We start from the raw sequence: 14,423 nt of genomic DNA, 5'->3' as shown, positions 1-14,423 counted from the left end.
CGGCCCGGCACCCGAGTTCTAACAGGCCGTTGAAAAACGTAGGCGAGGCAGGCAAGACAAGGCAAAAACAGCCGAAAAAGCGCAGTTTACGTGCTGTAAATGAGCATTTTGAGGCTGTTTTTAACGCAGTATTGTCAACGTAGGTAGTTTTTCAACAGCCTGCTAACGCTCTGCGCTGGACTCACAGCACCTCGATGCAATCACGGCCTGCAGCCTTGGCCCGGTACAAAGCCTGATCGGCGCGCAGCATGAGGTTATCGGCGCTTTCACCCGCTCGATACTCGGCGATGCCGAAGCTGGCCGTCTTGCTCTGCACGGTATCGAACTCGAAGCCATTGATACGCCGTTGCAATGCCTTTACCGCCAGTTGCGCCTGACGCGCGCCGATCTCCGGCAAGAGGATGAGGAACTCCTCGCCACCCAGCCGCCCGACCCTGTCCACTACCCGCACGCTGTCACGCAGCAAGGCGGCGAACTGGCACAGCACCTTGTCGCCCACGGCATGCCCATGGGTATCGTTGACCTGCTTGAAGTGATCGATATCGATCAACACCACGGAAAACCGAGTGCCATAGCGATTGGCGCGCTCCACCTCATCGGCCAGGAAGCGCTGCGTGCAGGAGCGATTCCACAAGCCGGTCAGGCTGTCGAGGTTGGCACTCCGCTCCAGGCTGCCCTGATGCAGGAACATCAGCTTGTGCGCCCGCTCCAGCATGAAGGCGCTGAGCAAACCGAAGGAGAACGACGCCAGTATCCAGATCAGGTGCAGCCGCTGTGGGCCAGGCGCGAGCGAGTCCTCGAGGGTGACCAGCAGAATCGCTGCCAGCGACACCAGCGAGGTGCCCATGGCCCGCTTCAGCGCCAAGCCCGAGATGGCGAAGGTCCACATCAGGTTCAGATAGATTTCCGGCGCATAGAGGGCAAAACGCGGCGTGCCGAAGTTGAAATAGAGATTGGCCACCACCGATACGACAGGAGCCACCATCAACAGACCCTGCATCCAGGACTGCCGCCTGGGATAAAAGCTCAGCAAACCGATGGCCAGCAGCGCACCGGGCACCAGCAGTGCGTGGATGAGCAATCGCGCAAGCGGCTGATCGCTCTCCACATTCTGCTCGATGCCAGCGTAGATCAGGTACAGCATCATGGTCAGGAAAGCGACGTAACGAATCTGCGCAATCTTGGCCTGCCGATACCACTCCTCGAACGCCTGTCGTGTCGCCTCGGGTACACCCTGCAACGGATCCAGCGAGCGCGCCAACATATTGATCACGGCACTTTCGCTCCCCAATCAGAAAGCCCTCGCTCACAGCATAGAACGCCTGGAGCGAGAGCTGTCAGCCTTTATAAGCCATGCGGCGCATGAAATGGTCTGCTCAGTGTCGGTAACGCTTAGCCGATAGCACCCGCCAGGTTGATTCGCGCCTGCGCCTCATAGAGCTGCCTGAAGTGCTGCGTGCAGTAGAGCCGGGGGCGCGCCAGAAAGGCCTTGAGCACGCTGCGCCGCTTCATGCGGTACACCCAGCCCGGCACCCAGGCGTACTCGGCACGCACCTGGGCGTCGTATTCAGCGAACCGCTCCGGCGTGGCCCCGAGAATGGCCAGGTCGATATCCACCAGCAACTGCTCATCCGCGGCGCTTGGCGTCGCATCATGCCGGGTGGCCATGATCAGCCGCTCGACGCGCGCCAGCGTCGCCTGATCGGCCTGCGCAGCCGCCAGCGTCTCGATGGCCCAGTTCGCGCTACGCCGCTCATTGTCCTTGCCACGCACATCGTAGATGGCGTCATGAAACCAGAGCGCGATGGCCACTTCGCCCGGCTGCTGCGCCAGATGCCGGGCCTGCTCGAAGTGGGCCAGACACTCACGCAGGTGCTGCAAAGAGTGATAGTGCCGCTGGGGTTCCTCGTAGGCACGGACGAGCTGCTCGAACAGGCCTGGCGGTGGCTGCACGCCGAGGTCTGACCAGGCGTTAGCCCAGGATGAGGCTAGAAGATTCATTGGGGTTACCCGAGGTTGCAATCACGCACCTGTAACGCGCTAAACATGCCGCGTTGGATGATCACTTAGCAGTCGCCCATAGATTGCAGAGTCAGAGACGACGCCATTGACCTCCCAACGCTGCCTCAACAGGCCCTCGTGGGCAAAGCCGAGTTTCTCCAGCGCTTTTGCCGAAGCCTGGTTCGCCGGGTCGATCTCTGCCTCGATACGGCGAAGCCCCAATACCTCGAAGCCATACTGAACCAACGCATCTCCGGCCTCGCTGATATAGCCTTGCCCCCAACAAGAACGGGCCAACCCGAAACCTATCTCAGCACGTCTGGAGGCCTTATCGTAGCTGAACAACATGCATTTCCCTGCCAGTTCGCCGGTAGATCTCAGCCATATTCCAAGCACAAGTGACTGCTGGACTCGCATCGATTCATTACTCTGCTCGATGAACGCGATGGCCTCCTGAACATCGGCCCAGGGGGCCGTATTCCAATAACGCATGACCTCCGCATCGGAGAAAATCGCCAACAGCCCTGGGGCGTCAGATGGCAGCAAGGGTTTGAGTATCAAGCGCTCGGTTTCCACTCGGGGGAAAAACACGTCCTGTGACATCGACGACTCCTTTGCAGTTGTACATATTGCTCGAACGCGGGAACCGCCAACCGGGTGTGAAACCGAGCTGCTCACGCCAGCCATTTGAATGACCGAGTCAAGAACTCGCTGGCTCCATCCCTGATGATTTCACCATGCGCCATGATCAGTGTTCGTGGTTTCCATGCCAGTATCCGCTCGAAATGCTGACGCGCCTCGGCCTTGGCAAAGATGAAGCTCAAGCGCCAATCCAGAGGCATTTTGCCGTTGGGCGCCAGGATACCCGCGCACCTGGCAGCGAACCGCTGACAACAGTTGAAGTCCTTGCCGGAAAAGTTCTCGACCAGATCCGCAACGATCAAGGTGGCCGAAGCGCAATGGAAAAATACGCACTCCTGCATGAATGGAGAGCCAGAAAAGATGCGCTGTTCGATCTCATCCTGCCACGTCCAGGTACCCGGATCATTCAGTGAGCCATGAAACGCTATATCAGCCCGCTTCTTGATCACCTCGTCCGTGCCGTAAACCTTGGCTTGAGGATAAGCCTCGACCCACTGCACCAGAAACAGATGGTGCAAATGGTTCGGCGCGACCAGATACCTCACCGGCCCGAACCTCTCGAGCTGCGTCTTGATCGCTGCCGATAATCTGATGGGGCTGTGAACCCAGAGGTCGCCGTCGGCAAGGCGTACAACGGTCATGCGAGTTGAATATGGCAGACTCATGAAGCGAACCGGTTCGCCCTCGAATATCCATAGGCCAGTCGCCAGCTCTTCCATACACACCTCAATCGTATAAATCTTGACATAGCAGGGATACAGATTCGCTTCTCAGGCGAACCACTAAGCCCCGTAAAAACCAGAAACTCAAATCTATAACGTAAGCGTGGCGAAAGCCCTGAATCACCCTTACAGCTTCGTCGGCTTGGAGCGCCATAAGTAACAAGCCCAAGCCAACACCAGAATTTCAAGCAAAAACGACCAGTGCAAAATAAAATTCAGCCACCAAGGCTTATAGACCGCTTCCACAGTGAACATGGCGTAGGGCTTATCTATGAATGGCGCAAACCACCATATATCGCCCACTATCGAGTCCAGCAGCATATGAATGAATCCACCAATCGAAAAGATCAGCATGAGCGCAGCACCTGATCTATTAGCTGCGAATTTGAACCACGCACACGACACGGCAAGAAGCCCCAGCCAAAGCAACGGATAATGCGGCCAGTAGGTATGGTGGTGACTTTGCCTGTTATCGACAAAATAAAAATAGAACATGTCAAAATCCGGCGCGAGTCCGCCGAGCACTCCGAAAAAGATAAAGAGCCTTGCGGAAATTCCAGTATTTGCGAAGCGCTTGAGCAGCAACTTTGCGGAAATATATCCAGCAGGCAGATGGCCAATGAACATACAAGCACTAACCTGAGGTTAAGGGACGGAATTCAGTTCGCCCCAGCGAGCGAATTGAATAGTTTGAACACCGGCCAGGAACTTACTGCCGAAATTCACTACGGCTTCGCACAAGCCTCTGCAAATTCTTAAGCTTTCTAGGTCGGTGCTCTGCCCACATGATTTCAGCACCATCTTCAAGATCCTCATAAATGGGAAGCAACTCGGTTATACCCACAAAAACCCATTGAACAGGTACTGCATCAGGGCCGCCAAGATACGGCTCAGTTGTTTCGCGAGCGATCTTTACGGCCTTGTCATAAGCATTATCCAGGTCAGTAGCTCTGATAATAATTTTATTTTCCCAAGACATAAATCTTTCGTCTTGGCTTTCATTATTCGGATCGTTTATCTCTGTGAAGCGAATTAAATATGAAGCCACGTACCAGCCGACAGGAGAAATATTTTTGTCATGGGCCATTGTCGGATCCTAACGCCTTAGCTAAGCCGCGGGCCGGATTTATGGCCCGTCGGCTTGAGCGCATGGTTAGCCCTGCGACGCCATAAGCGGTAGGAAATCTGCGTCACGGCGACCGCTAAAAGGCCGAATGCTGGGAGGCACCAGACAAAGCCTGCATCTGTGTAAACCACCTGATTCTCAGCGTCGTAGTAACGCCCAAGTTCGTTGAACTCAAGCCGCAGATACCGGAAATACCATACCCAAAAGAAGAAGCCAGATGCCAACAGCGACAAAACAACTCCGATGGAGAAGAGCTTCTTGGAATGCTTAGGTCGTGAGCTTTTCATAGGGCTAACGTTTGGTTAAGGGGCCGGCTTTAGCCGGTCCCAGTGAGCGCAGTGAACGGTTTGAACCAATTATTATGCGATTCATACGACACTAATTCGCTCTTTACGGGTAACTAACCCGCCAGTGGCTTTTACGATTTTTTCTATAATTTCTTCTGATGATGTTTGTTTGGCAGCAATTAGCTCGGCTGGTGTAATGCCTACTACCTGAAGTAGGTCGACTTGACCAGATTTGATAGTGAAGCTTGGTGTGAAGTTTGTAGGCTTGGAAAACAGCATTGTTTTAATGGATTCTGATAGAGCAAGAGGAACGCGGTGCCCATAGTCTAGAGGCGGAAAGTCTCCCATTCTGCCTGCAGTAAGAAGTAGGTTGTATGCCATGAGGGTATGCAGAACCTCAATGGCCCAACTTTCTTCTTTATCTGTTTCCATCAGGAACTCTACGCCAAGGCCAGAGTATTCTTCCGACACTTCACTTTCCCAAGGGTTTGACATGCCTGAGGTAACATAGGCCCATGTTTTTCTATTTTTATTGGGTGGGCATTTGAATACGCCATGAGTAAGCCAGCGAGGATCAATTGCGTCCGCATTCATTTGATTAAATATCTGCGTGGATAACGGGTAAATCCCTGGCCCGGTATCGCCAAATATTTCTTTATATGATTTTTCTTCCCTTTCTTCCCAAGAGTCTTCAAGGAAACTCATGCTTGTTCCTTTGCATAACGTTTGGTTAAGGCGCCGGCTTTAGCCGGTCCCGAGTGAGCGAAGCGAACGACTTGAACCAGTTGCTATGAGTAACTCATGGTGCATATGAGCCAAATGGGCCATAAACCACCCCGCCAGCTTCTATATGCTCCTCAAACTGAGCTTGAGCAGGTAGATTTCCCACATGGTCACTCCACTGTTCATTTATATGGACTGTCCAACTGGAGGTCAGCATTTCATGTATGGGCTGAAGAATTTCTTGTGGATGCAAGCCATCAGCAGCCAGCTTTTTCAAGGCTTTCTCGGTTGCTTCTAAATAGCTTGCGCCCGATGTATAGCAACTTACATATGCTCCGCCAATATCAGGGGGCATAATCGATTGATCAAGAGCCTTTACATGGAAGGGGATGATAAATACTTTTTCTGGAGTCTTGTTCTTGCCGAATAATTTTCTAAACATGTGGGAGTCCGGCTCTATGGCTCATAACGTTTGGTTAAGGGGCGGGTTTTAGCCCGTCCCAGCGAGCGAAGCGAACGATTTGAACCATTTGTTATGAATTGCTCTCAACTGCTGCTGTCTTTCCCTCAATGAAGTTCTTTGCGAATAAAACTAATGCTACTGCGTCAAACAATTGCAGGGGGGATTTCTTGGGCAGCTCTGTTATATATCTTCCGTGTTGAGACCAGTGGCGATTTATCATGTCAATCTCTGTTTCGTTGAAGTTGCTTTGGCAGAATGCCATTTCAAGAAAAAAAGCTATCGATGTTAGGGGTAATATTTTTGGGTTTTCACCAAGGGTTTGAATTTTATCCCTTATTCCTTTGGTGTATTTGGTATTTACACGATCTTGGCCATTGGACAGTTCAATTAGCAATCCTTCTAGGGTTGCAAATAGAGCAGGGACGCAAATCTGATAGTGACCGTTCTCGTAAGAAATAAAGCACTCTTCTAGCAAGCTTTCAATATGTTTTGGTATTTCTGAATAGTATTGTCGGATTGGGGTTTTGACGGTTTTCTCAAAGTCTGAATGGAAGTATTCAGTAAAAAATTCGTCTATTTCATTTTTGCTTGATTTAAATTGCGATATTATTCTTATGTAGTTTTTAAGTGGGTATTCAAGCGGGAATACCCATCCGATCCTTGCCCCGTCTTTTAGGGTTTTATCGTGGGCCTTATACGATATTTTCGCCATTTTCTTGGGCTTCGTATATTTTTGCATAACAGTGATTAGATGGAAGGCGGTACTAATCCGATAGTAGAGCCTTCCATCTAACTCCGCACCACCGTCATACCTGCCCTAGAAAAAATCTTTTCAAATCATGGGATTACTAGCCAGCCTCTGAAGCCTGGACGTATTCGCTTGACTTCCTCTTTTGGCTCCACGATTACGACTGTACAAAAACACAGCCATGGAACACTCCAACAAACCTCGCCTGCAAGAGCAGCACCGTAGGATGGGTAGAGCAACGCGAAACCCATCGAATCTCCCCTGGGTTTCGCTGCGCTCTACCCAGGCTACATGCTCGACCTACTCGAAAACTTCATAATGCCGCGCTACGTCGACGGTCACTTGCCCCCAGCGAGAAGCACGCACGCGGGCCTGATGAAAATCGAAGGCCTGTCGGTCAACGAACTCTTCAAAGACGTCAAAACGCAGTGGGTTCTCGACACTTTCGGTGACGGTAAAGCTGATGCAGCCAGACTCCTCCAGCGTCAGGCGCCGATGATTGATCAGCTCGCGACGAACCTCTTGCAAATCCTTTTCCGGCACCAGGATGTAACCCTTCAGTGTCACTTTGGCCATAAGCGTCCCTCTCGATGGATCGTCAGCGTCGTTATTGCCCCTGCACAGCCTCCAACACCTGCCGATACAACCCCTGCAAACGCTGGGCATCCTCTTCCTCCAACGCCTCCTGCTGCAGGCGACGGGCGAAGACGTCTTCCACGCTCAGCTCATCCAGCGTTTCCCGTGCTTCGCTGGCCAGGCTGGCTGCCACGTTGCCGCGTTCGCGGCGGATGCGTAGCACTTCGACGGGATGCCCTTCGCACAGGGCGTTGATGCGGCTTTGCAGATCGCTCAGGTAGTCGTCGCTGCTCACTTGCACTTCCAGCCATACGGGCCGTTCGGGTGTGCCCTGTTTGGCGACCTCGTCGATGGCATCGGCCAGTTCCTTGAGCGAGCCGCGCAGGCTGGCCATGGGCTGGAATACCGGTACAGGCAGCGGCGTGATCGATTGCAAGGCGGCCTCGCCGAACTCCAGCAACAGCACTTCCTTTTGCTGGCGCGCTTCGTCGAAGGACAGGGCAATGGGCGAGCCGCTGTAGCGGATATGCTCCAGGCCGCCGACCTTCTGCGGACGGTGGATATGGCCGAGGGCGATGTAGTCGACCGGGGGAAAGGCGCCGGTGGGAAAGGCCTCCAGGCTGCCGACATAGATTTCCCGCACCGATTCGCTGGCACTGGCGCCAACGGTGGTGAGGTGGCCGGTGGCGACGATCGGCAGCGCCTGGCTCAGCTCTTCACGCTTGTTCAATGCCAGTTCGTACAGCGCTCGGTAATGTTCGGCGATGGCCTGTTGCAGCGAGTGCTGCTTGTCCTGCGCGCTCTGCCCGGCCTGGCTGGCCATGACGTCACGCGGACGGATAAAGGGAGTGGCGCAGAGGATGGCGCCCGGCTGGCCGGCGCGATCATCGAGCACCAGCACCTGTTCGCCCAGGTCAATGCCCACGCCCGGCACCACCTGGGTGCCCAGTTGCGCCAGCAGGCTGCGGCTCTCGCCAAGCATGGCCGGTGAGTCGTGGTTGCCGCCGAGTACCACCAGGGCGCAACCGGCATCGCGCAGTTCCACCACTAGGCGGTAGTACTGCTCACGGGCATAGCTGGGCGGCGCGCCGGTGTCGAATACGTCGCCAGCGATCAGCAGCACGTCCACTTCATGTACCCGCACCTGCTCCAGCAACCAGGCGCAGAAGGCCTGGTGCTCGGCCTGGCGGGTCTTGCCCATGAAGTGCTGGCCCAGGTGCCAATCGGAGCTGTGCAGGATGCGAAGGCTCATAGCGGCCACTCCTGCACGACGATATGGGTCTTGACCCGCTGCATCTGCGGGAAGGCTTCGATGGCTGCGCGCACTTCGCTCAGGCGCGCCATGCTCGGCGCCTCCACCAGCACCAGCATGTCGGTCTCGCCGCTGATGCCGCTGCAGTGGCGGATTTCCGGGTATTCGCGCATGCGCTCGACGTAATCCTGGCAACGGGCGTTCTGATAGAAGAGTTCGAGGAAGGCCTTGACCCCGCCCTCGCCCGGCACCGCGACCTGGGCGTGATAGCCGCGAATCACCCTACTCTCTTCCAGATGACGAATGCGCTCGCTGACCGCCGAGCGTGACAGGTTGACCTCACGGGCGATCTGGCTGACGGAGGTGCGCGCGTCGCTGCGCAGCAGGGCGAGGATCTGGCGATCGAACTTGTCCACGGAGGTGTTTCTCGGGCGGCAATCAGGTTGACGGGAAGAACCGCCATTTCGTCGGTGAAAGGCGACGGCCTGCACTCGGGCGGCGCCTTACCATAGCGGCTTCTGCAAAGGCGAGAGCATACCCCATGAGTCGATTGAACAAGGAATTGGGCCTGCTGCAGGGTGTCGCCCTGCTCAGCACCTCGCTGCTCGGCACCGGCATCTTCGTGGTGCCGGCACTGGCGGCCACGGCGGCAGGCGAGGCGTCGCTATGGGCCTGGATGATCCTCATTGCTCTGGTACTGCCGGTGGCCTTCACCTTCGCCCAGTTGGGCAAGCGCTTCCCCCATGCCGGCGGTGCACCGCATTTGATCGGCCGCGCCTTTGGTCTGCGCATGGAGAGTGTCAGCGCCTTGCTGTTCCTCGCCGTGCTGCCGGTCGGTTTGCCTGCTGCGCTGCATATCGCCAGTGGCTTCTGGCTGGCGCTGTTCGATCTCGACCGCGTCGGTCTGCTGGCCATCGAACTGGCCACCTTGGCCGCGATCCTCCTGCTCGGCCAGCGCCCGCCGAAGGCCTCGGGTTTGCTGCAGGGGTTGATCGCCGTGGCCATCGTCGCCAGCGTGGCGCTGATCTGGTGGATGGGTGATCTGCCCCATGCCGACCAACCGCTATTGCCCGCCATGGACGGCCAGTGGCATTTGCTGCCAGCGGCGCTGGGGGTGATGTTCTGGTGCTTCGTCGGCATCGAGGCCTTCACCCACCTGGGCGAGGAGTTCAAACACCCGGAACGGGACTTCCCCCTGGCGCTGTTGCTCGGCGTGCTGCTGGCCGGCCTGGTGTACTGGGCCTGTTCGGTGGCGGTGCTGAGTTTTGCCACCTACGGCGACGTGCACAGTGACACCACCGCCCTGCCCCGCCTGTTTGAAGAGTTGCTGGGCGAGCGCGCCCGCGTGCTGGTAACGGTGCTCGGCTACCTGGCCTGTTTCGCTTCGATGAATGTGTATATCCAGGGCTTTGCCCGGCTGATCTGGAGCCTGGCCGATGAAGGCCGCCTGCCCGCCGCGCTGGCCGTGCGCAACCGCCAGGGCGTGCCCGGCATGGCGCTGCTGCTGGTGGTGGTCAGTTGCGCGCTGTGCGCCGTGCTCTCGGCCACCTTGCAGTTGTCGGTGGATGACCTGATCCGCTACGCCAACGGCAACTTCGTGCTGATTTATCTGCTCAGCATGGCCGCCGGCTGGGTGCTGTTGCGTGGCGTCTGGCGCCTGCTGGCCGGGATCAGCGCGCTGCTCTGTGCAGCGGTGCTGATCATGCTCGGCAGCGATGCCCTGTATGCCGTGGCGCTGCTCGGCGGTTTGCTGCTGCTCGATCATCTGCGCGCCAGGCACAAGGCGCTGGCGTAACGATCCTCCGCGCAAGCCTGGTGGTGGTGGATGAAAGAGCGTCATCCACCCTACGGATGACCTGGAGGCCCATGGGGTTCTATCCTTAGCAGGCTGTTGAAAAACTACCTGCGTTGGCAATACTGCGTTAAAAACAGCCTCAAAATGCTCATTTACAGCACGTAAACTCCGCTTTTTCGGCTGTTTTTGCCTTGTCTTGCCTGCCTCGCCTACGTTTTTCAACGGCCTGTTAGGTTGAATTCGCCGAAAGGAAGCCTCATGCGCCGCGTACTCAATGACCTGAAAATCATGATCCTGGCCAACCTGTGGATAGTCCCGGTGGTGGCCGGCCTGGTCTGGGCGCTGTTCCAGTTCGTCGCACCGCCACCGCCGATGAGCGCCACCATGGCGACCGGCGCCCAGGGCGGCGCCTATCTGCAGTTCGCCGAGCGCCTCAAGGAAGAACTGGCCAAGGAAGGCTTCGAGCTGAAGCTGGTGCCCACCTCCGGCTCGCGTGACAACCTGCAACGCCTGCTGGCCAAGAACCCCAAGGTGCAGATCGCCCTGGTACAGAGCGGCCTGGAGCGTCAGTTGGCCCCCGACGAACAACACCAGTTGCAGAGCCTGGGGGCGATCTATCAAGAACCCTTGTGGCTGTTCTATCGCCGCGATATCAGCCTGGATCGCATCGCCGACCTGCTACCGCTGCGCCTCGGCCTCGGTGGCGCAGGCAGCGGCACTCGCGCCGCCAGCGATGCCATTCTCGGCGCCAACGCCATCTCGCCTGAGCAGTACCCCGACACCTGGCAGAGCCTCGGCGGCGGCAAGGCTGCCCGCGCGCTGATGGCCGGCGAGCTGGACGCGGCCTTCTTCGTCGGCCCGGCGGAAAACACCCTGGTGCAACAACTGGCGGCCAACCCGGATATCGCCCTGGCGCACTTCCGTCGCGCCGCCGCCTACGAGGCACGCCTGCCCTTCTTCAATCAGGTGAAGGTCGGAGAAGGCCTGCTCGACCTGGCCAGCAACGCGCCGGATCGCGACATCGTCACCCTGGCCCCGGTGGCCACGCTGGTGGTCAACGACGACTTCAACCCCGGCCTGGTGCCGCTGTTTCTCGACGCCAGCCGTGAGGTGATGAAGAACGGCACCCTGCTCGACGCCGCCGGCACCTACCCAAGCGCCGAGCCGCGCACCTTCGAGCTGCACAAGGACGCCGAGCACTACTACGCCAAGGGCCTGCCGATCCTGCAGCGCTACCTGCCGTTTCGCATCGCCTCGCTGGCCGACCGTTACATCATCCTGCTGATCCCGTTGATCGTGGTGATGATCCCGCTGTTCAAGGCGGTCGGGCCGATCTACCAGTGGCGCATCCGCGCGCGCATCTACCGCTGGTACAAGTACCTGCGCGAGATCGACCGCAAGCTGCACGCCGGCTCCATGCCAGATGAGCTGGACAGCGAGATCGAGCGCCTGGAGCAGATGGAGGACGAGCTGGCCACGGTGGATGTGCCGCTGTCGTACTCCAACCAGCTCTATGAATTGCACCTGCACGTGCGTTACGTGATCGAGCGCTTGCGGGTGTTGCAGAAGCGTCGGCAGTCGTAGGGTGGACATCGCTTTTCATGTCCACCGATGGGCAGGTTCTGATGCCGAAGCGGTGAATGAAAAAAGCGTCATCCACCCTACGGCACTGAGCGCAGCTAGCTTCGGGCAAGCGGCCATGAAAAAGCCCGCGAATCGATCGCGGGCTTTCTTTCCCAACACGGCAAACGACGCTATTTGACCCAGTGCTTGCCCCAATGGGTGATGTCGTAGGACTGGACGCTACGCTTGAGCATGCGCGAATCCTGGGCAGCGGCGATCTCGTCATCGACGATCTTGGTCGACAGCGCCAGCCAACTGGCGACGAATGCCATGGCATCGCCGTTGACCTCCAGCGCACGCATATCGAGGTTGTTCAGGTCATCGCAGGCTTCGTGGTAGCACGGATCGAAAGCCTCGCCAGCCGTGCCGCCATAACGGCTGGCCTGCGCTTCGGACTTGACCACCTCGGCCCCGGTGAACAGCCCGCCGAAGGCGATGCCATCGGTAAAGAACTGCGCATAGTCGGAACGGAAACTGATCTCGTCGCCCTCGAACGGCAGGCCGCGCAGGCGGTAATACTCGCCGAACAGACGCTCGATCGCCGCCGAACCGGGCGGGCCCTGCAGGCCGAAGTCCGAACCGTCGCCGTCATAGACGAAATAGGCGAAGTTCGGTGAGGCGATCATGTCGAAGTTCAGGTACGCCTTGATCTTCGCCTTTTCCTCATTGGGCAACTGGTTGACGTAGTAGGTCGAGCCCACCAACCCCGACTCCTCGGCGCCCCACCAGGCGAAACGCAGCTTGTTCTTCGGCTTGGCCTTGGCCATCTGCACGGCCAACTCCAGCAGCGCAGCGCTGCCCGAACCGTTGTCGTTGATACCGGCCCCCTCGGATACCGAATCCAGATGCGCGCCCAGCATCACCACGTTGCCCGCGTTGCCGCGCTTGCTCTCGGTCACCAGGTTGTAGGTCTGGGTTCGCTCGCGTACCACGTTGGCGACCATGCGCACCTGCTGCTCGGCCGTCTGCGCCAGGCTCACGCCCACGTCATAGGTGCTGAACAGCACCGGAATGCCGCCGGAATAGGCGTCACCCAGCGTGGCGCTGAGCAGGCCCTTGCGCTCCTCGTTGTCGCCCTGGTTGAAGATCACCACGCCGGCGGCGCCTGCGGCAGCGGCGTTCTCGGCCTTGATCTGGAAGTTGCAGGCACCACGTTGCAGCAGGGCGATGGAGCCAGCCGGGAAACCGGCGAAATCCTCGGCCTCGCAGCCGCTGCTGGACTGGTTGCCCTCGCCCAGGGCGATATCCACCGCCACCACGGGGGCGCTGACATCGCCGGCATCGGTCTGCGACAGGTAGGTGAAGTCCACCTCCCACTCGAACTGCGCCGGGGTTGGCGCCAGGCTCTGCAGCACGCCGGGGCCCTGCGGGTAGAACACGCTGAACGGGAAGGCCTGGCGGGTGACCGTGTAGCCGGCGCTTTCCAGCGTCGCCTGCACATAGTCGAGCGAGCGCTGGTAACCGGGCAGGCCGGCAGCACGGTTGCCGCCGTTGGCCAGGGCGATGTCGTTGAGCATCTGCAGGTGGATCATGCTGTTGGCCGCCTGCATGCAGCGCGGCAACAACAGCGGCGTTGCACGGAGCACACCCGAGCGACACTCCGCCGCCCCGAGCCGGGTCGGGCTCCAGAACTGATCGAACAGCTCGGTGACATCAGGCCCCTTGGCCGCAGCGGCCTGCCCGGAAATGGCCGCCAGCAAGGCGGCACCCAGTAGACGGCGATTATGGGTCTTGTTGCGCATGTAATCCTCCAATCCATATCTGGAGATCGAGAAAGGCGGCAACGCTTGTGGCGCCACCGCGGTGCGTCCCTTTACTGCGTCGCGTGGACGTGAAAGACGCTAGCCCGAGTTGCGCCATCGCGCGAATCGAAAACCTTATTTTTTGCAGAAAATAGAGATCTATCACTGCAGATAGCGGCAATTAGCCAGCAAAGATTCATCCAGCCCCAGCGCCCTCCGGCATCTCGTGACGATGTCAGGTAGACTTCGCCCATACCGCTGCAGCCACGGCGCGAGCACTCACTTGCCCGGCCCTGCAGCCAACCCCATCGCGAACCCGCCAAAGACCGAAGCCCCCATGCCGATCCGTCACTGCATCGTCCACCTGATCGACAAGAAACCCGACGGCAGCCCCGCCGTGCTGCACGCCCGCGACAGCGAGCTGGCCACTTCGCAAGCCATGGAAAACCTGCTGGCCGACCTCAACGAGAGCTACAACGCCAAGCAGGGCAAGGCCTGGGGCCTGTTCCACGAGGAGTCCGGCGCCTACCCCTTCAGCGGCTGGCTCAAGGCCTACCTCGATAACGAGCAGGATTTCACCGCCTTCAGCCGCCAGGCCGTGGAACACCTGCAGAAGCTGATGGAAGAATCCAACCTGTCCACCGGCGGCCACGTGCTGTTCGCCCACTACCAGCAGGGCATGACCGACTACCTGGCCATCGCCCTGCTGCACCACAGCGAAGG

Annotated in this window: 17 protein-coding genes; 3 read left to right on the top strand and 14 right to left on the bottom strand. The window is 58.2% G+C overall.

Annotation, left to right across the window (positions count from 1 at the left end):
• Positions 1-181: 181 nt before the first annotated feature.
• From ACSVIK_RS10945 to ACSVIK_RS10885, 13 genes are all read right to left on the bottom strand, one after another.
• Positions 182-1,264, bottom strand: a complete 1,083-nt coding sequence (locus ACSVIK_RS10945; protein WP_442444446.1) for a diguanylate cyclase — start codon at positions 1,262-1,264, stop codon at positions 182-184.
• Between the two features lie 128 nt (positions 1,265-1,392).
• Positions 1,393-2,001: an HD domain-containing protein gene (locus ACSVIK_RS10940; protein ID WP_442444354.1), complete on the bottom strand. Its 609-nt coding sequence runs from the start codon at positions 1,999-2,001 to the stop codon at positions 1,393-1,395.
• A 39-nt stretch (positions 2,002-2,040) separates the two neighbouring features.
• Positions 2,041-2,604, bottom strand: coding sequence for a GNAT family N-acetyltransferase (locus ACSVIK_RS10935; RefSeq protein WP_442444353.1), 564 nt, complete (start codon positions 2,602-2,604; stop codon positions 2,041-2,043).
• 71 nt (positions 2,605-2,675) lie between these two features.
• Positions 2,676-3,362 (bottom strand): DUF4336 domain-containing protein, encoded by a 687-nt coding sequence (locus ACSVIK_RS10930; protein WP_442444352.1) that lies wholly within the window; start codon positions 3,360-3,362, stop codon positions 2,676-2,678.
• Between the two features lie 129 nt (positions 3,363-3,491).
• Positions 3,492-3,992 (bottom strand): metal-dependent hydrolase, encoded by a 501-nt coding sequence (locus tag ACSVIK_RS10925; protein WP_442444351.1) that lies wholly within the window; start codon positions 3,990-3,992, stop codon positions 3,492-3,494.
• A gap of 82 nt (positions 3,993-4,074) precedes the next feature.
• Positions 4,075-4,452, bottom strand: a complete 378-nt coding sequence (locus ACSVIK_RS10920) for a DUF4288 domain-containing protein (protein ID WP_442444350.1) — start codon at positions 4,450-4,452, stop codon at positions 4,075-4,077.
• Positions 4,453-4,469: 17 nt separating this feature from the next.
• On the bottom strand, positions 4,470-4,778 hold the full coding sequence (locus tag ACSVIK_RS10915; RefSeq protein ID WP_442444349.1) for a hypothetical protein: 309 nt from the start codon (positions 4,776-4,778) through the stop codon (positions 4,470-4,472).
• Positions 4,779-4,859: 81 nt separating this feature from the next.
• Complete coding sequence (locus ACSVIK_RS10910) at positions 4,860-5,483, bottom strand: suppressor of fused domain protein (protein ID WP_442444348.1); 624 nt, start codon at positions 5,481-5,483, stop codon at positions 4,860-4,862.
• A 94-nt stretch (positions 5,484-5,577) separates the two neighbouring features.
• Positions 5,578-5,943, bottom strand: a complete 366-nt coding sequence (locus ACSVIK_RS10905) for a hypothetical protein (RefSeq protein ID WP_442444347.1) — start codon at positions 5,941-5,943, stop codon at positions 5,578-5,580.
• 91 nt (positions 5,944-6,034) lie between these two features.
• Positions 6,035-6,676 (bottom strand): hypothetical protein, encoded by a 642-nt coding sequence (locus ACSVIK_RS10900; RefSeq protein WP_442444346.1) that lies wholly within the window; start codon positions 6,674-6,676, stop codon positions 6,035-6,037.
• Positions 6,677-7,012: 336 nt separating this feature from the next.
• Positions 7,013-7,288, bottom strand: coding sequence for a putative quinol monooxygenase (locus ACSVIK_RS10895; protein ID WP_442444345.1), 276 nt, complete (start codon positions 7,286-7,288; stop codon positions 7,013-7,015).
• Positions 7,289-7,319: 31 nt separating this feature from the next.
• Positions 7,320-8,540, bottom strand: a complete 1,221-nt coding sequence (gene sbcD / locus ACSVIK_RS10890; protein ID WP_442444344.1) for an exonuclease subunit SbcD — start codon at positions 8,538-8,540, stop codon at positions 7,320-7,322.
• Positions 8,537-8,956, bottom strand: coding sequence for an Lrp/AsnC family transcriptional regulator (locus ACSVIK_RS10885; RefSeq protein WP_442444343.1), 420 nt, complete (start codon positions 8,954-8,956; stop codon positions 8,537-8,539). The genes sbcD and ACSVIK_RS10885 overlap by 4 nt, the downstream gene beginning before the upstream one ends.
• 125 nt (positions 8,957-9,081) lie before the next feature.
• On the opposite strand from ACSVIK_RS10885, the gene yjeH reads away from it, so the two are divergent.
• Together yjeH and ACSVIK_RS10875 are read left to right on the top strand one after the other, a co-directional pair.
• On the top strand, positions 9,082-10,335 hold the full coding sequence (gene yjeH / locus ACSVIK_RS10880; protein ID WP_442444342.1) for an L-methionine/branched-chain amino acid transporter: 1,254 nt from the start codon (positions 9,082-9,084) through the stop codon (positions 10,333-10,335).
• A 258-nt stretch (positions 10,336-10,593) separates the two neighbouring features.
• Positions 10,594-11,919, top strand: coding sequence for a TAXI family TRAP transporter solute-binding subunit (locus ACSVIK_RS10875; protein WP_442444341.1), 1,326 nt, complete (start codon positions 10,594-10,596; stop codon positions 11,917-11,919).
• 170 nt (positions 11,920-12,089) lie between these two features.
• On the opposite strand, the gene ACSVIK_RS10870 is transcribed toward ACSVIK_RS10875, so the two are convergent.
• On the bottom strand, positions 12,090-13,700 hold the full coding sequence (locus tag ACSVIK_RS10870) for a M28 family metallopeptidase (protein ID WP_442444340.1): 1,611 nt from the start codon (positions 13,698-13,700) through the stop codon (positions 12,090-12,092).
• A gap of 337 nt (positions 13,701-14,037) precedes the next feature.
• Between ACSVIK_RS10870 and ACSVIK_RS10865 the strand changes: the two genes are divergently transcribed.
• Positions 14,038-14,423 (top strand): nucleoid-associated protein (locus ACSVIK_RS10865; protein WP_442444339.1); only part of this gene is annotated, 386 nt, incomplete at its 3' end.

This window comes from Pseudomonas sp. NCHU5216, assembly GCF_052156495.1.
Lineage (GTDB): Bacteria > Pseudomonadota > Gammaproteobacteria > Pseudomonadales > Pseudomonadaceae > Aquipseudomonas.
Note: the sequence above shows the minus strand (reverse complement) of the source record. Positions and strands in the feature narration are given on the sequence as shown.